The sequence below is a fragment of the Nitrobacter vulgaris genome, assembly GCF_002028545.1.
GTDB classification, from domain to species: domain Bacteria; phylum Pseudomonadota; class Alphaproteobacteria; order Rhizobiales; family Xanthobacteraceae; genus Nitrobacter; species Nitrobacter vulgaris.
Genome location: NZ_MWPQ01000010.1, coordinates 25,333 through 45,114, shown reverse-complemented (window position 1 = coordinate 45,114; position 19,782 = coordinate 25,333). Strand labels below are relative to the sequence as shown.

The window sequence follows — 19,782 nt, the reverse complement described above, 5'->3', positions numbered from 1 at the left end:
TCATGATCGAGCTGCTGTTCAGGCGGCAGCATCGTGCTCCTGACAGATCGCGCCCCCATCAGAATCGGAGAGCGCTTCATCGAGTAAATTGCAATGATGCGGCGAGGCGCTGCCCGGTTTGGCATTGTGGCGGAAATGCCTGCATGTGCGGCAGACTCCGAAAGCCCGTCCGTCGTTCCTCGCGATCGTTGCCGACAGGATGCCCTGTAACGTCGCGAGCAACTCGCCAGCATCGCCGCCCGTGGCGGCCGTAATGTCGTCCGCCAGCCGCCGCAGCGGATCATCCCTCAATACGGCCTCGCCGCGCCGGGTCAGCGCCAATTCGACCGAGCGGCCGTCGCGCCGGCTGGACTGCCGCGACGCCAACCCCTTCTGCTCCAGCGCAATCAGGGTTTGTGAAATGGTCCCTCGAGTCGAGCCAACGTAACCGGCAAGCGCCGCCGGCGTGCGCGAGAAACGATTAGCCCGTGACAAGTAGCGCAACGCCTCCCACTGCGCAGGATTGAGCTCCGCGATGTTTCCGCCGCTGCGGGTCAGCCGATCCAGGCGGTCAATCAGATAAGCCGCTTCAAGGGCTTTGGATAATAACATAGTAGCGACTCGCTATTTTTAGTTGACACTCCGATCGTCGATCAGACATATAGTATCGACTCGATATTAACAACTGGAGTTCTCTATGTTCGCCTCCATGCCCAAGCTCTCCACGAGAACGTTAGCTTTCATCTTGCTGCAAGGTACGCTGTCAACCTCCGCTTTCGCCCACGATATCCATTCTAAACCAGATGCGGCGGTGCCCCCGGCGTTCGACGTCACCAGCGCCTCCGCCTCGACCGACGGCCGGCTTGCCACCTTCGCCATGGAGGTCAGCGGCGATGCCGGTTCGCTGAAACCGCAAAAGGTCGGAAAGCTCGCCGGCGCCAAAGTCGACGCCTACGTCTGGCCGACCAAGCTCGATCCCGCGACGGTCGGCTTTGCTAAAGGTTCCGGCATCCTGGCGCTCGCCATTACCGCACATCCGGACTTTGACGACACACCGCTGTTCGACGAAAACGGCGATGGCGATCCGACCAATGACGGCGCGGGCTGGCATTCGCACTGGGTAGTACTAGCCAGCGACAAGGGCTGCGCCGGCGGCCTCAAGGTGCTGGACATTTCGCCGGGGCAGGATCTATTGCCGGCCACCGCGCCCGGCCTGCCTCTCGCGTTGGACAGCCCAGGCATGAGCCCCGTTCTCAAAGGACAAACGGTGCGTATTACCGTGCCAGTCAAGGGAGCGGAGAACGTCAACTTTGATGCCGTCGCCGCGCATCTGCAGGTCAACGAAGCCGGAAAGGCCCCGCTTCTTTGCGTCACCGGCACCTACAAGGTCGCTTCCGGCAATCTCACATTGCCGGGCATCATCACCAGGGAAAAGAAATAGGCGTTTGAGCTGCGCGACCGTTATGCCGGTACCAGCGCAGCCTCCTCGTCGTCGGCCAGGTCGTCGAGCGGCACGAACGTGCTGAGCGGCTTTGTTGACAACGTAATGGGCTTGCGCTGGCCGTGCTGCGACGGAGCATGGGGTTGCCGTGCGTTGCGTGACAGCGCGAACAGCGTGGAACCGACGCGGCCACCGACTGCGACCAGATCGCGCTCGGTGCAGCTTGAAGCGATTGACAAAGCCAGTGCGTGCAGATGGCTCCGGTGGTAGCAGAACAGTGCCAGCATCGCTCGTACATCCGGAGCGACGCTGGCAATGAGCTGAGGCAACCCATGCTCGCTGGCGCGATACATGGCGCCCAACAGATCATCCTTGACTGGGCAGATGTCGTTCTCGAAAGCGTCGGCGCTAGAGCACATGCGCAACTCTCCTCAAGTCCTGAGGATGCAACACAATTCCCTAACGAGAAGTTAACCACGCCCGCAAAGTCAGGCCGGGGAGACTTGCATTCCGGTTCCGAATCAAACCGGGCCACGATTCGCGATTCGCAGGTGCCGTCGCCAGATCACGTATTTCAGGTCACGCGTTGAATGCCATGACGATCGCCAGACCGAATCCGGTGAGATGATGCAGTGTCTGATCGACGCCTATCAGCGTCCAGAACCACGGGTGCTGATATGTCACGTCGAAGGCGGAGACACAGATACCCTTGGCGCGATCCACGACGATATGAATCGCGAAATCGATAAAGGCGATGAACCAGAAGCGTGGCGCGATAAGCAGAATCAGCACCAGCGCCAACACGAGATGCACGAGACAGTGCGAGAGCAGCGGCAGCGCCCAGCCGGTCTTTTGATCCTTGCCGACCGCCATCCAGGAATTCTGCAACACGAAATCGGCCAACACATGCTTGATGGTCAGCACGACCATCCAGCCAACAAGCGGACCCACTGCGATCGACGACGACAACGAAGGAAGTATCACGCAGACGCCCCTGCTAATGTCCGGTTTTTGAAGTTCGCATATTCATGAACGAGGCAAGCTGTGCGAGCGTTCTGCGCATCGAGCGGCTCAAGCACCTTCATTATGCCATCTCTGGACCGGGATACACCGCTCAATCGACCCTCCGGGTGTCGGCACCGGCCCGCTCCCTTATCCCCGCGATGACACGCTTCAACGATTCCTGCTGAGGATCACGATCCACGGCCGCCCGCGCCTCGGCTATTGAGACACCCAGATCAGAGCAGCACATCGCACCGTCGAAGGTCGGTTTGACAAGATGGTCGATAATCAGATTCCAGTTACGCAGATTCTGAGCGTAATCATCCCCGTATCCCTGCACCATTTCGGCCGTCGCAACCACCGCGGCGACTGCGGCAGGCTGCTTTGCCAGGCTGCGATCGATCATATGCAGCCAGCGCTCGACCCAAACGCGCTCATTGGCATAACGGAGAGATGACAGCCGCCATCGCCTGAGCGACGTCTTGATTCTGAGGGATCTAACCCCCAATCCACTCGCTGCACTGAACCGCATGGTGACCGGCAGGTGTCGCCACCCGAGGCGGTCAAGCAGCGAGAATACAGGATCGGCTCCCCGTTTTGGGAGCACGGACACCAGCTCATCGAGACGTAGCTTGCGAATATCAGACGGAACATGCAGACCCATTCGGAATTCAGCAAGCTTGAGCTGCGCCATGCGGATAGGATCATCATAAGCCATACGCACGGCCATCAGACGCGCGATATCGGCAAACACTTTATCATCAACATTGCGCCGGCCGATAAACCGCCGAAGCCGGGCGACATACAACTGCGCGTAACCTGCTCCTTGATATTCGACCAGGTGTTTCACGCCATCGACCGCCACACGCCTCGCTTCTTCAGGCATGTCCGCCGGCAGCGTCGGAATGAGATGGTTGTTCTCGCCTGAAACAGTCGCGAACATCGAACGGATGGCGGGAAGAACGTCTGCGGCTTTGCTTCTGCCGAAATTCATGCGAGCTTAGGCGTCATGACCGCGGGCGCCGCATGTTCAGCGAGCCGCTCTTCGAGCCTGCCAATGTTCTGAAACAGCCGCGCGCTGGCCAGCCGCAGGAAATAGAAACCGAATTCCGGATTCTGGACGTAAAGCTCCTCGACTTGGCGATAGCTCACGCTGAGCACCGTACCGCTCTCGATGCACTCCAGCGATTGGGTGCGCTCGTTGTAAGGAGACAGCATGCCGAGCTCACCAACTATTGCGCCAACCGGAAGCTCAATGCCGGACTCCACCAGACGGTAGCGGCCGCTGACGATGTAGAACATCGTCTCCGCCTTTTCGTTCTTATAGAACAGCATTTCTCCGGTCTTGCACTTGCGCTTGGTCATAAAGGGCTTCAGCCAGTCCATCGATAGATCGCTGTTGACGGACTTCTTCACCTCGCGCACGAGCAGAAGCATCTGGTGCAAGCGATAGCCGTTGAGACAGAACAGTCCTGCGTGAAGCCCCAATTGCAGGAAATTGTGGAGCGGAAGCGCAGTGATCATCAGCATGAGATTGGCCAGCATGCCGAAAGCACGGAGCGGGATCATGGTCCGCATGGTGCAGGTGGCGACCACAAAGAACGAAGCGGCCACCCCGCCGACGGTCCCGAAATGTTCGGCTAAATGTGATATGTCCATGGCAATCCAGCCAAAATTCCTGACGTGATGAGAAGCGTAGCGAACTATAGGGAAGACAGCGGAAGTTATACCGAATTCTATCCAATATCCCGGCAAAAAACGCGCGCTGGGGGAGAGCGGCCTTTGTCCATGAGCGTGGAGCTTGATCACCGCCAGGCGTGCTCGCAACTGGCAGGGCTGGACTAGACGCATCCTGTTGCGGACGTTCCGCAGACCGGAAACGGATCACATCAGCTTGTCTCGAAAGCATCGAGCCTCGAGGACGGTTGGGTCAATTCCCTTGCGGAAGAAAGATTGTATGCTAGCCGGCCGTGCCTTTAAGCTAAGCTGCCTGCAGACATCTGCCCCGGCGAATTTCAGCGGTGCCGGCGTGACATTGCAGTGGGGGCCGGATGGCCAAGTGGATCGAGGAATTCCGGCGCGGGTGGCAGGGAATCTCCGAGCCTCCGGCGGTTCTGGGTTTCGGCCTCACGGCCGTCTGCCTGATGCTCGCCACCGCGTTCCGCTTCGGCATCTCGCTGCTGCGAACGGACGTACCTTACAGCATCTATCTTCCCGGCGTTTTTGTCGCAGCCGCGTTCGGCGGAGAGCGAGCCGGAATTGCCGCCGCGATTGGCGGCGCAGCTCTCGGCGTGATGCTGAATTTCGGCGAGGCGCCACAGGTTATGGCCGCGGCAATACTTATGGCGATCTATTTTGTCGTCGCGGCGCTCATCATCCTGGGGGTGCGACGCCATCGTTCTCTCGTCGTCCATCACCGCGAACTCACGACCGAACTCGAAAAGGAACAGCGCTATCGCGAACTCGTGGTGGAAGAACTGCGCCACCGCCTCAAGAACAAACTCGCCACTATTCATGCGGTGAGCAGACAGGCGCTTCACGATTATCCGGCGGCCCGGGCCAAGATCGACGGCTGCTTCGGCGCGCTGGCAACAGCCGATGACCTGATCGCACGCACCGACGAACGTGGCTGCGATATCATCGATCTGCTACGCTCGGAGCTCGGCCCCTACGGCCACGTCCGGTTTACGCTGAACGGCGGTCCCCTCTTTCTGCCGACGAAGCTCGCGGTCAGTTTGGCGCTGATGTTTCATGAACTCGCCACCAACGCCGCCAAATACGGCGCGTTCTCCACGCCCCATGGCCTGCTCCATGTGTCTTGGACTGTAACCAACGGCCTGCTGTCAATCGTCTGGGACGAATCAGGCGGGCCTATGATCACTGCGCAGGGCAAGCCGGGGTTTGGAACGCAGCTCCTGAATGCCGGTCTACGGGCGTTCGACGGGAAAGCGGAGATCGCATTCCTCGGCACAGGGCTGCACTGCATGATGCAATGCCGGATCGATCCGCCACCGGCCGATAAGAAAAGCGGAAGTTTATCCGGGCGGTAATTCTTGCAGCGCGACGGGGTCGGTGGAGCGCAGATGCAGGAGTTGATCGCCACACATCTTCAGCATAGGTATCTCGGCATCCGATCGCGACGACCCGCATGTTGGCTCGCCAAGGTATGGCCAGAAAAACGCCACGGCCGCCCGCCCACTTGCTCAAACTTGCCGCGTGGGGGACGGGAACGCAATGCAGGGCTCTCGGTTCTCATTGATGTTGCACTGCGACGTGCACAGCTTGATGACCTCGACAAGGAGTTTCACATGCGAAAGTACATTCTGTCGATGGCTGCCGCGGTTTCCCTCGGCGCGGCCACTCCGGCGATGGCCTATGACTCCGGTAGTCTTCTCTCGATGCAAGAGGCGCTTGGCGTCGCGTTTGAAGTCGGTATTACCGCTGTCTCTGACGCGGAGTTCGCCGGTCATGAGTGGCAGATCGAAGGCCGCGACGCAGCCGACCGGTATATGGAAGTCGACGTCGATGCCACGACGGGCGCGGTGCTCAACGTCGACCGATAAACACGATTAGATCGGCAAGGCCACGAATGTCCCGAGGTTGTGCACCGCGCCAGCACTCGCCGCCCCGGCGAATAACTTTGTTATTTGCCGGGCTGAACGTCCACGGGCTGCACGCGGGGCGCCACCAAGATCGGTCCGTATCGGAGCGCGAATAGGCCGAAGCTGCCGATCCACAATGCAGCCGAAACCTCGATCAACATCGCTGACGATCCACTATCCCAAGCTGCCACCCGGGCGATGGCGGCGAGTATCACGAGCAGGTAGATCAAGGCGGTGATCCGATCCGATGTGAGGGCGCGTCCGGTGTGGCCGAGTGAAACGCGGGTCATGACACCAAGCGTCATCGTTCCGATGGCGCCGGCGGTCAGCGCGTGGATTGCCGCGGCCTGAGGCACATGATCGGTCAGCATCGAAACGCCCAGCAAAGCCGCCCCGACGATGACCCACAGATATCCGGTGTGAAGAACGGTCAATAGCGGCTCGGCCCTGGCGGCCATGCCGCGCCAGCGGCCGAGCCGCCAAAGATTGAGCGCAGCGCCAAGAAGCAACAGCCACCCGAAAGGCCAGATCTCGGGAAAAATCGCCCATCCGATCATCCCCGCATGGAGTGTTACAAGTGCGAGGCTATCGATGTGTCCGTGTTCGGGCGGAAGGCGGGGCGCATTTTTCTTGACGAGCCAGTTACGCGTGAAGCTAGGGACGATCCGACCGCCGACGACCGAGATCAGGACGATGATCGCGGTCAGCGCCAGGCGCCATCCCAGACCCGCGGGTACCGAAAAACCTGCGAGTTCCAGATACATCAGAAGGTCTGCGACGCCGAGCACGGCAAGTGGGACCGGCATGACCATGTTGCGCCAGTTGCGGCCCACAATGATTTCGCGAGCGACAACCCCGCAAAGCACGAATGGGAAAGCAAGGTCGACTGCCGCAGCCAGCCCGAGCGGGATCGACGTTGAAACGAGACACGTAACGCGACCCGCGAGCCACAACAGCGCCAGTGCGGCGAGCGGCAGACCGCTGATCGGAGCACGGCCGGTCCAGTTCGGAATCGCGGTGAGCAGAAAACCGGCGATCACAGCCAGGACGAACCCGAACAGCATTTCATGGATATGCCATGTGAGGGGATCGAAGCGGCTGGGCAGCGTGAGCCCCATTGCGATCATGGCGATCCATCCGGCAAGCGCCACCGCCGACCAGACGCCAGCCATCAGGAAGAACGGTCTGAAGCCGATCGTCCAGATCGCAAACGGCCTCGCTCTTGCATTCTCCACTTCCGACATGGCCATGCGCCATCCTCCCATGGTTTCGCGCGACCATATCAGCAAGTGCGGCGTTTAGTGCGCGGTCTGGATGGTATCCTCGATGCTAGCGCATGAGATGGGCACAACTTGCACGCTCAGGTTTTGAGTCGGAAAAACCGTAATATCACCGCAGACGATGCTCGGATTAGCCCGGGTTGCAGCTTCGCCAGTTCGACAAAATCGCGAACAATTCATCGCGCGAAAACGGTTTCGAAAGTCTGGGCCGACCCGAGTATTCCGCTGGAAAGGCTTTGTCGCCGCTATAGCCGGTCACGAAAGCAAACGGAATCTTCAACACGGCCAGCCGATTGGCGACTGCAAAACTTTTATCTTCCGAAAGACCCACGTCAAGAAGCACGAAGTCGGGAGCACGTTCTGCGATCATGGCCAGCGCCTGCGCCACATTTGAAGCAGTCCGGGCTGACGTCACGCCAAACTCCGCAATGGTCTGCTCAACGTCGATCGCGATAATGACATCGTCCTCAACGATCAACACGTCGCGAGGGATGCCGGCTGGCTTTGAAGCCGGATCATCGGGAACAACGGTATCCATAACTTCCACGAAGTGTCCGTCCGAACGCCACGGCAACGAACTCGGCTGGAACCCGACCTGATCGGTTCCCGCATGGAACTGACCATAGCGGTAAAGCTTTGTCTGTTCACTTCTGCACATAACTTAATACGCGCTTGCGTTAGGAAGCGCTAAAAAGAAAGGCGCAGCATGGCGGCACAGGACACGAACCAGCAGGACCGACCGTACAACAACCTTCTGCGTCGGCTAAGCGACACCGATTTCACACTGATCAAGTCCAGTCTCGAAACCGTCAGCAGTCAAAACGACGACCTGCTCTATAATCCGGGAGACGATGTCGAAACCGTCCATTTTCCCTGCGGATCCAGTCTCGCGTCCTATCTCGTCCCCAACGAGGATGGCCGCGATGTCGAAACCATTCTGGTCGGACGGGAGGGGGCGGTCGGCGGCATCGTTAGTCACGGCCATCTGCCAGCCTATACACGCATTATGGTCAAGGTCGGCGGGCCATTCGTGCGGTTACGGGTTGCGAAACTGGAAGCCGCAAAAACAAAATCCCCCACTCTGCAAGATCTCTTCGCGCGTTATGCCGACTGCATGCTGGCGCAGGTCTTTCAAGCCACCGCCTGCAACGCCATCCATTCGATCGAGCAGCGCACGGCCAAGTGGATCCTCTCGGCGATGGAGCGTACCGGCAGCGATCTCGTACCACTTACCCACGAGCAGTTATCGACCATGCTGGGTGTCGGGCGCAGCTATACCAGCCGCGTGATCCAGACCTTCAAGATTGAAGGCGTTCTGGCGACCCGGCGAGGCGCCATTCTGGTATGCGACCGGGCAGCCTTGGCTACTCGCGCCTGTCTCTGCAACGACGCCGTAAGGAACCATTTTGAAGAGGTTTTGCGTGGCGTTTACCCGACCGAAGCACCAAAGCGGTTCCCGTCATCTGCAAAATGAGTTCGCCAAACGGCAAACGACGCATTGTTTTTTGAGGATTTCCGGCTATATAGCGTCGCAGCGAAAGCGCCGGAGCCGCAATGTGGCTGTTCGCACCTAGTATTCGGCATTTCAGACAAGAAGTGGCAATGACCTGGCCGGAAGCGACGAATCCCTGACCGCTTTTGCCGCGTGAATCGATCACGCCGCGCCCTTCTCGTGACCTTATCCCCGTAAATAAGACCGCCGCCCAAAACCGGGGCGATGCGCGGTTTTCTTGATGAAGAAGAATCAACCCATGAATCTCCGCAACGTCGCGATTATCGCTCACGTCGACCATGGCAAGACCACTCTCGTGGATCGTCTGCTCCAGCAGTCCGGCACTTACCGCGACAATCAGCGTGTGGTCGAGCGCGCCATGGATTCCAACGACCTGGAACGCGAACGTGGCATCACCATCCTCGCCAAGGCCGCCTCGGTGCAATGGAACGACATCCGCATCAATATCGTAGACACGCCCGGCCACGCGGATTTCGGCGGTGAAGTTGAGCGCATCCTCAACATGGTGGATGGCGCCTTGGTGCTGGTGGATGCGGCCGAGGGTCCTTTGCCGCAGACCAAGTTCGTGGTCTCCAAAGCACTGAAGGTCGGGCTGAAGCCGATCGTCGTCATCAACAAGGTAGATCGCCCGGACGCCCGTCCGACCGAGGTCATCAACGAGGTGTTCGATCTGTTTGCGGCGCTCGAGGCCAGCGACGAGCAGCTCGACTTTCCGATCCTCTACGGCTCGGCAAAGCAGGGCTGGATGGCAGATAGCGCGGAGGGACCCCAGGATGCCGGCATGCAACCGCTGTTCGACTTGATCGTGCGGCATGTCCCACCGCCGCAGGTGGAGGACGGACCTTTCCGCATGATCGGGACGATCATCGAGGCCAATCCCTATCTAGGCCGTGTCATCACCGGCCGAATCTCCTCGGGCATGATCAAGCCGAACCAGAGCATCAAGGTGCTGGCGCGGGACGGGAAACTGATCGAGCAGGGCCGCATCTCGAAAATCCTCGCCTTCCGCGGTCTTGAGCGCACGCCGCTCGAGGAAGCAACGGCTGGTGACATCGTCGCCATCGCAGGATTGACCAAGGGCACGGTAGCCGACACCTTTTGCGATCCCGCTGTCGAGGAGCCGCTTCCCGCGCAGCCGATCGATCCGCCGACTGTCTCCATGACCTTCATGGTCAACAATTCGCCGCTGGCTGGCACCGAGGGCAGCAAGGTGACGAGTCGCATGATCCGGGATCGATTGCTGCGTGAGGCTGAAGGCAATGTCGCACTACGTGTGACGGAGGCTGCGGACAAAGATTCGATGGAGGTATCTGGCCGCGGCGAATTGCAGCTCGCGATCCTGATTGAGACCATGCGGCGCGAGGGATTCGAGCTATCGGTATCGCGGCCGCGCGTGGTGCTGAAAAAGGACGAGGCGAGCGGCGAATGGCAGGAGCCGATCGAGGAGGTCGTGGTCGACGTCGACGAGGAGCATTCCGGCGTCGTGGTGCAGAAGATGAGCGAGCGCAAAGCCGAAATGACGGAGATGAAGCCGTCAGGCGGCAACCGGCTACGGTTGGTTTTCTACGCACCGACGCGCGGCCTGATCGGCTATCAGGGCGAACTTCTCACCGACACCCGCGGGACGGCGATCATGAACCGGCTGTTCCACGGCTACGCGCCCTACAAAGGCGACATTCAAGGCCGCCGCAACGGGGTGCTGATTTCCAACGAACAGGGCGAAGCCGTGGCCTACGCGATGTTCAAGCTGGAGGATCGTGGCCCGATGATGATCGAGCCCGGCTGGAAGGTCTATCGCGGCATGATCGTCGGTGAGCACACTCGCGATAACGACCTCGAGATCAACGTGCTGAAGGGCAAGCAGCTCACCAACATCCGCACCACATCGAAGGATGAGGCGGTGCGGCTGACACCGCCGATTAAGATGACTTTGGAAAAGGCGCTGGCCTATATCGAGGACGACGAACTCGTCGAAGTAACGCCGAAGTCGATACGCCTGCGCAAGAAGCATCTCGATCCCAACGAGCGCAAGCGCGCCGAGAAGACCAAGGAGATGGTGGCGTAAATATCAGGCGCCGAAGTTTCGCTGTCTGCAACGAGTCTGCGGCGACAGCTGCGGAGACACACATCTATCGCATGATTGTCTGCGATCTGCCTCCCGGTGAAATGGAATGAGCGAAGCGTCTGCCAATAATATTCCGCTGGACGACGTAAGAGCGTTGATCGTTCAGGCAAGCGCCTTGATCTTCGATGTCGACGGGACGCTCGCCGAAACGGAGGAGGCTCATCGCAAGGCCTTCAATACCGCATTCGCCGAAGCTGGCCTTGATTGGTGCTGGGACCGCACCCTCTACAAGGACTTGCTGCGAGTGACAGGTGGAAAGGAACGTATCCGCGCATTCGACGCGTCGCGAAATGGAGCTTCTCCACAGCTGTCGGATCGCGAGATCGCGGAATTACATCAAGCAAAAACCAGGCTATACGCCGAATTGGTAACCAATGGCGGCTGTTCGCTTCGGCCGGGCATTCACGCCCTGTTATCCGCGGCACGAAAGCGCGCGCAGCCTCTGGCGATTGCGACCACGACCTCGCGCGACAATATCGATGCGTTGCTGACAGTCTCGCTGGGCAAGGACTGGGCACAGTGGTTTGTGGCTATTGTCGCCGGAGACGAGGTGCGTAACAAGAAGCCTGCACCGGACGTCTATCTCAAGGTTCTTTCCCAACTGGACCTGCCGGGATCGCAATGCCTTGCTATCGAAGATTCCGGCAATGGTCTCGCTTCGGCATCGGCCGCGGGAATTCCTGTCCTGATTTCACGCAGCGCTTATTTCAGCGACGATGACTTTTCAGGCGCGGCTCTTACGATCGATGACTTCACTCACATTTCAGACATGCCTGAAAATAAATCGGATATGTGATCGGAGAGATTCTCTCGTCGATGATTTTAGAACGAATAAAAAAAGCGCATTCACCAGAACGACTCTTTTTCAGAACGACTCTTCTTTCAAATCCATCAAAATTATTTCCATTCATGGTCTCAGCCAGTCCGGCCGGAACAGCCTTCGTCTGACCATTCCACCTTGGGCGGCGATATAGATTTGCGGGAGCGTCGGGCGGCTTTAGGCCATTCCGACGCCGAGCGTCCTCTCCAGACGTTTCGTCGGGCAGCCGCCGATGATGGGGATTCCTTGAGGTCGAGAAGCTGACGCATTTGCGGCAGGCATACCCGCTCCGCGTCGAAATGCTCGACGACAAATTGCCGGGCAGCCTCTCTGATGGCGTAAAACCGATCGGGTTCCTGAAGCGCCTCAACGACCCGCGCAGCCACTTCATCGACCGCGAAAAAAGGAACCAGCAGGCCGTTGTCTCCGGAACTGATGACTTCACGCACAGGCGGGGTATCCGACCCTATCACCAGGCAGCCGGCGCTCATCGCTTCCAGCGCAGACCACGACAGCACGAAGGGATACGTCAGATAGACATGCGCAGATGACACCTGAAGTGCCGCAATAAAAGTGCTGTACGGAACTCCGCCCATGAAATGAACGCGCGACATGTCGATCCGATCGCGCACCTCCTGCAGAAAAATCGACTTCCAATTGCTGCCCGCCGGCGGAGGAAGGCCATACGACAATCCATCCCTGCCGATAATGACAATCTGTGCGTTGGGCCGCCGCCTCAATATTTCCGGAAGCGCGCGCATGAAGATATGGTAACCCCTAAGCGGCTCCAGGTTACGCACGACAAATGTCACGATTTCATCCGAGCGGCCGACTTGACGGCCGTTTGGAAGCATCAGACGCGCCTGGGGATCAGGTCGCACGCGCGATGTATCGATCCCCTCGTGAATAACTTCGATCTTGCTTTGATAATGCCTTGGAAAAGTCGACTGCTGCCAATTTGTCGGCGAAATTCCGACATCGCAATCAGCTAATGCAAGCAAGGTCGTCGCGTTCTTGAGCTGCAACCCGATATGGCCATCCAGGCCCGAGATTGGGAATTCCGGATCGAAGCCGATGTCGCGACCTTCGGCGCCGTAGAAGAACTCGCAATAGACCACTTGCCGCGCCTTGGGAAACATGGTGCGCAACGGCAGCGTTTCGCCCCATCCGGGATGGGCAAGGATGACATCCGGCGTAAATCCCGATGTCGCCAGTGTTGAAAGGCTGTAAAGCACCTGCTCAGCGCGACGACATTCAAGATCGAAACGTCTGGCAAACGGATGCGTGCCCGAAACGTCAGCGTCATGCAGAGCATATTTAATCAACTTGACCGAAGGCATCGGCTGCGCATTCGATGCACCAATCGCGGCGAGTTCAAATCCTGACTCACTCGCTAACGCCGCCGCGAGATTTCGGTACTGCGCCGGGAAATTATTATGCACGAATAAAATTTTCATCGGCGTGATATCTCTGGTCAGGATCGCGCTAAAGCATGCGTATCGCTACTTAGAAAGGCTTTCCATCTCCGGTCCCTTCTCATCGTCGATGCCTTCGAGACAATCTCGTCTAAATGTTTGCACGTTGACAAGTTCCAAATGACTCGAGGCTTGTTCATTCAGCTTTCACTTCCGTCTGACATCTTCCTGCCCTAAAAGTCGTCGAATAGTCGAGACCGGATGGACACGGATAACGAAGTCGCCGTATCACCCATAAATATGGCTAGCGCGGGACATTCGCGATGAGGCTCAAATTTACACAACATGTTTCCGATTATCTTCCGCAGATTCCGCACCCGGATTTGAGCAGCGTTGAGGATATTCCGGATTCCGTCGACAGCATCGCTGACTCCATCATACTGCTGAAAGACGAGAACGACAGATTGCGCAAGATGGCCGCATCGCTGAGTGTGGAGGCTGAGGACATCCGGCGATCTCTTTCGCCTACGAAATCGACGACCTTGTTGGCCTGATCATTTACTGGAGCCATGTGCTCACCACGACTGCCACTAGGAACATGATTCGCATCGGTATCTCGGAGAGAAACTGATGTATTCCGGCCGTTTCGTTTTCTCAGAGGGACGGCAATCGCGGGATCGACAACTTGAGAACGGAAATGACGTCTATAGTGGTTGCGTCGCGGTTTTGATCGTCTGCCCGCTGATTTCACGATAGCGGGTTTTCTAAGACAGCCGGTGGTGCATGACGAATTGGCACAATTGAGGGAGATGGCTGGTGGATTTGTTTCGGGGGATGACGAACGAGACTGAGCAACAAAAAAAACTGAGTCTCGACCGCGGACTTTTCTTCATCAATTACAAAAGCGCCGACGACTCCGTCTCGCCACCTCGCGTAATCGTCGCGCCGGCCGAGGGGCATGAGCGGCGCATGGAGATCATTCTGCATCCAGACGCGACCGAGCCGATTTTATACAGTCCCAATTCTGGACTGGTCGTGCGGATTAACACACCCGCGACTTTGCAGGTTCAGGTCCGGCCGACAAGACCTGGAGGATCACAATCTGCCATCGTGCGCGTCGAACAGATCCAGGCCGGACGAATTCCCGACGCGGCAAGTCCAGGCAACGGCGTGGGGCTGCATGTTGCAACGGAAGGTCTGAAGGTGCTCGGCCACGTTGCAGGCCGCGGCGACATTGTCGTCGGTCCGGATGCGTGGATCGCTGGTCCGGCCGCGCCGTCTCGCGTGGAAGGCGTGGCGCTGGAATGGCCGGACAAACCTGCGAGCATCGATATACGTTACGCGGTCCAGTTCGCCAACGGTCAGACTGGCAGCGGCAAGATGGTGCCGCTCGGCACCTATGCAGGCACGCGCGGCCGGGCCCTGCCCCTTACTGGCGTGGTTCTCGAGATGAGCGGCACCGATGAACTGAAGTTTGTGGCCGAGGCAGGTTTTTTAAATGCGCCCACTCTCCGCGCAGTTGGCAAGCGCGTGGTTTTATCGGGTCCGACCAGCCGCGAACCCCTGGTCGGCATTCGCATCGGGATCGAGCGTAGTGCGCCTGCGGAGGTGGTTGCAACGTCTGCAATACCACGCAAGTCTGCCGGTTCAGCACGAGTGCGGGTCTTCCGCAGCCAGCAGCGTCAGGCGGGCGCCGCCAGATAGAAGCCGATCATCGCTTTTCGGATTGCGCGCTGGAGGCCGGCTGCGGATTTGAAGCTCCGGCCAAGCGCCAACTTGTCAGGACACCGGCAGATGGTTCTCGGTCCCGTCACTGACAATCAGGACCGTGCTGCATATTCCTCGTATGTCATGCTCGAACGCATGGCCGCGCAAGCGTTAACGGCTAAGGACTATTTTGCTGCATTCAAATACGCGGACAGACGTTGCCGGGTCGATCCATCATCGGCTGCACATTGCTTCGTTCTCCGCGCGGAGGCGAACTGGAGACTCGAACGCAAGGAAGCGGCCATGGCTGATCTCGCCGAAGCGCTCCTCGTCGATCCATCCGATCTTGCCGCCAACCGCAGAATGTTTGCCTGGGCCACCGACGATCGACGGCGCACCGCAGCCGCCGATCTGATCGGCCGCGACAGCAATCCGGCAGTCCTGCGCCTTGCCATTGAGGAACTCCGACAAGCGGGGTATCGGCATTGGGCTGCCTATTCGGTATTTGACAACCACGTGACCGGCTGGATCGCGTGGACCACAGCGAACGCCGTAGAAGTGAGCGTGGGGGTCGAAAACGGCGCACTGATCAGCCAGCTCGAGCCCGACCCGTTTCACCCCTTGGCCAGCGTGGACGTTCAGGCAGCAGCGTTCCTGGTTCGGCGTCCAACGTCGCGAGCGCCTCAGACGCTGACGCTGACATGCGACGGCGAGATCTTCCGGGTTCGACGGCTGGCTCCCAACCTGTCTTCACCACCTGACCTGCCAAGCCAAGCGTGCCGCTCAACCGCGTCCCGATCCGACACCTCGCCACCCACCGTTATCGTTCCGGTTTACCGGGACGTAGCGGCGACGCTGGACTGTTTTGACAGTCTCATCAAGGCACGCGCATCGAATACGACCGGGAAACTTTCTTTTCGTATCCTGGCAATCGACGATACCAGCCCTGAACCGGAGTTGCGGCGCTATCTCAGCGAGCTTGCCGCCCGAGGGACGATCGATCTCCTCGTGAACGAGAGCAATCTCGGCTTCGTCGGCGCGATCAATCGCGCGCTGGAGAACGTACTGGCGGGCGACGTCGTTCTGCTCAATTCGGACACCATTGTGCCGCCGGACTTCGTTGAGAGACTGGCGGACGTAGCGCGTTCCACACCGGATATTGGAACAGTCACTCCCTTGTCGAACAACGGTGACATTTTTTCGTTTCCAGTACCGAACAATGTCAATCCGATGCAAAGCTATGAAGGAATTCTTGAGATCAACCGGATCGCGAGCATCGCCAATGCCGGTGATGTCACCGACGTGCCGAGCGGCATTGGCTTTTGTCTCTATGTCACGCGCGACTGTCTCAAGGCCATTGGCGCGCTATCGGAAAACTTCGAACGAGGCTATCTTGAGGACGTCGATCTCTGCTTGCGCGCCCGCGGCAAGGGTTTTCGTAACGTCTGCGCGCCGTCAGTCTATGTCGGGCATCACGGCTCGAAATCCTTCCAGCACGAAAAGCGACGTTTGGTGCTTCGCAATCTGGAGGTGCTTGACCAGCGATTTCCCGATTATCGGCGGGAATGTCGCGCATTCGAGATCGCTGATCCGTTGCGACCGGCGCGTGCGAAGCTCGACCGGGCGTTAACATGGCCCTGCCAGCCGTCCGTTCTGATTCTCGGCAATCGACGGAGATTTGCCGTTGCTGAGGAGCGGGCACGCCACCTCGGCGAGCGTGGCGAGCGTGCGATTTTCCTGTCGCGCGAACGGGATGTCATTCATGTCAGAGCCGCAGATGGGAGCAGCCCACAAGCCATTCAGTTGAATGTCGGCACTGAGACAGGCGCCACCGAGGCAGCTGCCATCATCACACGGCTGCACCCCGAGCGCGTCGAAGTTTTCGAGCCGAACCCATTACCTCAGCTGATTGATCTGATACGGAAACTTGGTCTTCCCATCCATCCGTGGCTTACGGCAGGGACCTTGAGCGAAGCGATCACGTCGCTTCCCGATGAGACTCAGCTTTTTGTTCCCGGAAAGAACGCCCAGGCGTTTGCGAAGGCTCGCTGGCCCGAACGCAAAATCGTCCTTCAGGATTGGCCGACCCGCCCGCTGACCGTGGAGCCGATCCATGGCGCGAGTCGATCGGTTGCCATCGTGCCGTCCGAGCCATCCCCCGCATCCTTCCGCTTGATACGACGTTTGGTCGATGACTTGCGACGGTCGATCGTTGTTGCCGGCGTGACCTGTGACGATGAGCGTCTGATGTCCTGCACGAATGTCTTCGTTACTGGCAGGATCGCAGCCAGTGAGATCGGCGATGTGCTGGCGCCACATAACCCTGGCTGGCTGTTGACGGATTTTGACGAACCGGCATTCGGCCATCCTCTGATCGAGACTGCAAGACGAGCCTCGATACCTGTCGCATACCGCGACTGGTCAGCCGGATCGGTCAAACCGCGAAAGGGCGATCTTGCCATCCCGGCAAACGCGGACGAGGAGGAATTTATCGATGCCGTTATCGCGTGGGCCGGACTGTCCTAGACATGACGCGTGTCATCCGGGCTCGCAAGGCACAGATCACCAAGCCAAAGCTGATCAGCCGGCTCGCACTCGGCGACGACGGTACCGTGTCCGGTTTCGTGTTCGATCCGGATGCGCCGGAACACCGCTTCACGATCGAAATCCTCCTCGACGGCCTAGTGCTGAAGACTGCTTACGCCGCCGCGTTCGCGCCGGAATGCTCTGAGCTAGACCGAAGTAACACTTGCGGATTCGCTGTGAGCATTGACATCGAACTGCTCCATGCCGCGCGTCATCTTTCGGCGCGACTCGCCAATCTCGGAACTCCCGTCGGCAATCCCATAGACCTTGAGAATGACACGACGTTTCGAGCCGATCTTCGCCCGACCTGCAAGCTGCGCTGGTTGGGCGGCCTGCACTTCCAAGGGTGGATCGATAGCGAGATCGTCGTCACTCTGGAAGCAATCGTCGACGGGGAGTCCGTCGCGCAGGTCCGCGCCACGGCCTGGACGCACATCGGTGGCGATGCCGAAGGAGGTGCGTCCCGCAACGTTCGCGCATTCGATTTCCACGTCCCGCAACGTCTCGCCGACGGAAGAGTCCATCGAATCCTGCTGCGGAAAGAGGATGGCGAACAAATTCCGGCAGCAGCCACCTTTGTGGCGTTTCCCGACGGCCTAGCCGGAATGATTGATGTCATCGGCGGCTATGCCGCTGAGCGGTTGCGCGGTAAACTTTATGACCGGCTTATTCCAGCCTCGCTGCCGTTGCATGACTATGCCGACTGGCGCGAGCGCTTTCCGTTACCGGAGCCTCAGCCAAGCCCGCTTCGGCTGGCTGTCGTGATCGCTGGAAGCTCCGGCACCCAACAGACGCTCGCCAGCCTCGAAGCGCAAAGCCACGAGAATTGGACCGCTGGCGCAATCGACGGCCAGCCGCTGTCGATCGATAGCGACGCCATGCTGGAGTTTCTCGAGGACGCCGCACCCGATGCGGACTACATCGTCGCGACCATGGCGGGCGTGTCGCTGGAACGAACCGCTCTTGCACGCATCGCGGCTGCGTTCGACTCCCATCCTGATGCATTAGCTTTGTACGGTGACCTTGACTTTCTCACTGACGACGGTCGCCTCTGGCCGCTTGCTTTTCCAGCGTTCGATTACGAAAGGTTGCTGGAACAAGGCTATTGCGCCCACCTGTTCGCAGTCCGGCGTAAGGCATTATTTGCGGCCATCGAGACGGCGCGGCCGAATAACCTCTACCGCCTTTTCAACAGCCTGCTGGATCAAATCGGTCCTCTGCGAACAGATATCCTTCACTTGCCGGGGGCATTGGCGACCATGCCAAAGCTCGACCGAACCACAGCTGGTGCGCTGCTGTCCGCGGCAAGCCAGTCGCACCTGCGGGCGCGCGGAATCCATGCAAACGTGACCCAGCGGACCGGCAATTTTTTTCCGGCGGTTCGAATCAAACGACCGCTCTCCAAACAGCGCGTGACGGTGATCATCCCGACGCGCGACCGCGTTTCTCTCCTGCGACGTTGCCTTGAGACCATCGCGCCTGCCGTTGAACGCTGCCACGCCGATATCCTTGTTGTCGACAACGACAGCGCGCAGCCGCAGACTATTGACTTTCTTTCCGATCTGTCACGACGCGGCATTCGAACATTGCGGATCGAGGGGCCGTTCAATTTCGCACGGCTCAACAATCAGGCCGCCGCAACGCTCGACAGCGACATCTTGTGCCTGCTCAACAATGACATCGAGGCGAGTTCCGATGACTGGCTCGAGGAGATGCTCACGCGTCTTGGCGAGCCGGACGTCGGCGCGGTCGGCGCGCTGCTGACCTGGCCCGGTGACGTCGTCCAGCACGGTGGCGTGGTGTTGGGCATGAACTTTTCGGTTGCGCATGCCTTTACGGACCGGTTCAGCGATGACCCGGGCTTTCTCGATCAGCTTCTTGTGGCGCACGAATGCAGCGCAGTGACCGCGGCTTGCCTTGTAACCCGACGAAACGACTATCTCGCCGTCGGCGGAATGGACGAGGACCGCTTCGCGGTGGCGCTCAACGATGTCGACTATTGCCTGCGGCTGCGCGAGGTCGGCAAGCGCATCGTCTTGACACCATACGCGAAACTGATTCACGCAGAGTCCGCCAGCCGGGGTAGCGATCATCGCGCCGACCGGCGAAGCCGGTTCGAACACGAACTCAATCTGCTTCGTGCGCGCTGGGGCGAACGGCTGAACGACGACCCGGCTTACAATCCGCAATTGTCACGCGACGGTGTCCCCTATAGCGGCCTGGCATGGCCGCCGGGGCGACGAACTCCCCGATACAATCGTCCGCCGGTCGCACACGATCTGCCGTTGGGATTCTGACGCAACGCCGGAAGC

18 protein-coding genes are annotated in these 19,782 nt (G+C 59.1%); 10 read left to right on the top strand and 8 right to left on the bottom strand.

Annotated features, from left to right (window positions below; translation table 11 throughout):
• Positions 1-18: 18 nt before the first annotated feature.
• Positions 19-591, bottom strand: a complete 573-nt coding sequence (locus B2M20_RS03540) for a MarR family transcriptional regulator (RefSeq protein WP_079445717.1) — start codon at positions 589-591, stop codon at positions 19-21.
• A gap of 85 nt (positions 592-676) precedes the next feature.
• Between B2M20_RS03540 and B2M20_RS03535 the strand changes: the two genes are divergently transcribed.
• Positions 677-1,420, top strand: a complete 744-nt coding sequence (locus B2M20_RS03535) for a hypothetical protein (RefSeq protein ID WP_173815904.1) — start codon at positions 677-679, stop codon at positions 1,418-1,420.
• 20 nt (positions 1,421-1,440) lie between these two features.
• On the opposite strand, the gene B2M20_RS03530 is transcribed toward B2M20_RS03535, so the two are convergent.
• The 4 genes from B2M20_RS03530 to B2M20_RS03515 form a co-directional block, all read right to left on the bottom strand.
• The gene (locus B2M20_RS03530; protein ID WP_079445716.1) at positions 1,441-1,839 is read right to left on the bottom strand and encodes a hypothetical protein; all 399 of its coding nucleotides are present in this window, start codon (positions 1,837-1,839) and stop codon (positions 1,441-1,443) included.
• A gap of 160 nt (positions 1,840-1,999) precedes the next feature.
• A complete protein-coding gene (locus tag B2M20_RS03525; protein WP_079445715.1) occupies positions 2,000-2,404 on the bottom strand; it encodes a DUF3307 domain-containing protein in 405 nt (134 codons plus the stop codon).
• A 130-nt stretch (positions 2,405-2,534) separates the two neighbouring features.
• The gene (locus tag B2M20_RS03520; protein WP_079445714.1) at positions 2,535-3,416 is read right to left on the bottom strand and encodes a DUF6537 domain-containing protein; all 882 of its coding nucleotides are present in this window, start codon (positions 3,414-3,416) and stop codon (positions 2,535-2,537) included.
• Positions 3,413-4,081 (bottom strand): Crp/Fnr family transcriptional regulator, encoded by a 669-nt coding sequence (locus tag B2M20_RS03515; protein WP_079445713.1) that lies wholly within the window; start codon positions 4,079-4,081, stop codon positions 3,413-3,415. The genes B2M20_RS03520 and B2M20_RS03515 overlap by 4 nt, the downstream gene beginning before the upstream one ends.
• 392 nt (positions 4,082-4,473) lie before the next feature.
• Here B2M20_RS03515 and B2M20_RS03510 point away from each other — a divergent pair, with 392 nt between their 5' ends.
• Positions 4,474-5,472, top strand: coding sequence for a sensor histidine kinase (locus B2M20_RS03510; RefSeq protein WP_079445712.1), 999 nt, complete (start codon positions 4,474-4,476; stop codon positions 5,470-5,472).
• Between the two features lie 258 nt (positions 5,473-5,730).
• Entirely contained in the window at positions 5,731-5,985 is a 255-nt protein-coding gene (locus tag B2M20_RS03505) for a PepSY domain-containing protein (RefSeq protein WP_079445783.1), read from the top strand.
• 80 nt (positions 5,986-6,065) lie between these two features.
• Here B2M20_RS03505 and B2M20_RS03500 read toward each other — a convergent pair whose 3' ends face one another.
• A complete protein-coding gene (locus B2M20_RS03500; RefSeq protein WP_079445782.1) occupies positions 6,066-7,274 on the bottom strand; it encodes an NnrS family protein in 1,209 nt (402 codons plus the stop codon).
• Between the two features lie 160 nt (positions 7,275-7,434).
• A complete protein-coding gene (locus tag B2M20_RS03495) occupies positions 7,435-7,842 on the bottom strand; it encodes a response regulator (protein ID WP_079445781.1) in 408 nt (135 codons plus the stop codon).
• Positions 7,843-8,010: 168 nt separating this feature from the next.
• On the opposite strand from B2M20_RS03495, the gene B2M20_RS03490 reads away from it, so the two are divergent.
• The 3 genes from B2M20_RS03490 (at position 8,011) to B2M20_RS03480 (ending at position 11,738) form a co-directional block, all read left to right on the top strand.
• Positions 8,011-8,778, top strand: coding sequence for a Crp/Fnr family transcriptional regulator (locus B2M20_RS03490; protein WP_079445711.1), 768 nt, complete (start codon positions 8,011-8,013; stop codon positions 8,776-8,778).
• Positions 8,779-9,055: 277 nt separating this feature from the next.
• Entirely contained in the window at positions 9,056-10,882 is a 1,827-nt protein-coding gene (typA, locus tag B2M20_RS03485) for a translational GTPase TypA (RefSeq protein ID WP_079445780.1), read from the top strand.
• Between the two features lie 106 nt (positions 10,883-10,988).
• Entirely contained in the window at positions 10,989-11,738 is a 750-nt protein-coding gene (locus tag B2M20_RS03480; RefSeq protein ID WP_079445710.1) for an HAD-IA family hydrolase, read from the top strand.
• Between the two features lie 119 nt (positions 11,739-11,857).
• Here B2M20_RS03480 and B2M20_RS03475 read toward each other — a convergent pair whose 3' ends face one another.
• A complete protein-coding gene (locus B2M20_RS03475; protein ID WP_079445709.1) occupies positions 11,858-13,219 on the bottom strand; it encodes a glycosyltransferase family 4 protein in 1,362 nt (453 codons plus the stop codon).
• A 281-nt stretch (positions 13,220-13,500) separates the two neighbouring features.
• Between B2M20_RS03475 and B2M20_RS03470 the strand changes: the two genes are divergently transcribed.
• The 4 genes from B2M20_RS03470 (at position 13,501) to B2M20_RS03455 (ending at position 19,767) form a co-directional block, all read left to right on the top strand.
• Positions 13,501-13,731: a hypothetical protein gene (locus B2M20_RS03470; RefSeq protein WP_079445708.1), complete on the top strand. Its 231-nt coding sequence runs from the start codon at positions 13,501-13,503 to the stop codon at positions 13,729-13,731.
• Between the two features lie 280 nt (positions 13,732-14,011).
• Positions 14,012-14,881 carry a hypothetical protein gene (locus B2M20_RS03465; protein ID WP_079445707.1) on the top strand — a complete coding sequence of 290 codons (870 nt, stop codon included), beginning with the start codon at positions 14,012-14,014 and terminating at the stop codon, positions 14,879-14,881.
• A 90-nt stretch (positions 14,882-14,971) separates the two neighbouring features.
• Positions 14,972-17,410: a glycosyltransferase gene (locus B2M20_RS03460; RefSeq protein WP_079445706.1), complete on the top strand. Its 2,439-nt coding sequence runs from the start codon at positions 14,972-14,974 to the stop codon at positions 17,408-17,410.
• Positions 17,411-17,412: 2 nt separating this feature from the next.
• Positions 17,413-19,767, top strand: coding sequence for a glycosyltransferase family 2 protein (locus B2M20_RS03455; RefSeq protein WP_079445705.1), 2,355 nt, complete (start codon positions 17,413-17,415; stop codon positions 19,765-19,767).
• Positions 19,768-19,782 lie beyond the last annotated feature (15 nt).